The sequence below is a fragment of the Pseudoalteromonas sp. S2721 genome (assembly GCF_005887425.1).
Classification (GTDB): Bacteria; Pseudomonadota; Gammaproteobacteria; order Enterobacterales; family Alteromonadaceae; genus Pseudoalteromonas; species Pseudoalteromonas simplex.
Genome location: NZ_PNCZ01000065.1, coordinates 1 through 586 on the forward strand (window position 1 = coordinate 1; position 586 = coordinate 586).

Consider the following 586-nt stretch of genomic DNA (forward strand, 5'->3'; position numbering starts at 1 on the left):
ACAAGCTGCAAGAGCTGCTTCATCAAGTAATGCTTGTGACTTAAAGCGACCTTCCCAAAAGCGTCCTTTACACTCATCTTCTTGATTTGCTTGTCGTGCAATACTCTCATTAAGAACGCGCATAAACCAACTGATGCTACTGAGCCTCTCTCGATATAAATTTACTCTGGCATTAATCGCAGAAAGCTCTGCTTTTGTTAGCAATTCGCCATTTAAGAATCGTTGGCAAAGGAATGTACTTTTAAATAACTTGTGCCATCTAATCAGAATCGCTTTATTATTCAAACGATTTGCTTTTGCTATATCAATATGAAGTACTAGATGAGTATGGTTACTCATAACTGCGTAAGCACAAACATCAATACAAAATATACGACCAAGTTGAAGTAGTTTCTTTTCAACCCAATCGCGCCTGTGTTCATATGAACGACCAGTTAGTGGGTCTTGCCCGCACAAAAAAGCGCGACGAACGCAGCGTGAAATGCAGTGATAATAAGGCGTGTTTGAAACGCTAATTAAGTTTCTACGTGGGGTTGCCATGCTCTTCTCCTCCATGAGTTGAACACTATAAGCTTAGCTGTAATTC

General features: G+C 40.1%; 1 protein-coding gene. It reads right to left on the bottom strand.

Annotated features, from left to right (window positions below):
• The coding region (locus CWC02_RS18680) for a transposase (protein ID WP_502705411.1) at positions 1–540 on the bottom strand (540 nt) is incomplete at its 3' end.
• Positions 541–586 lie beyond the last annotated feature (46 nt).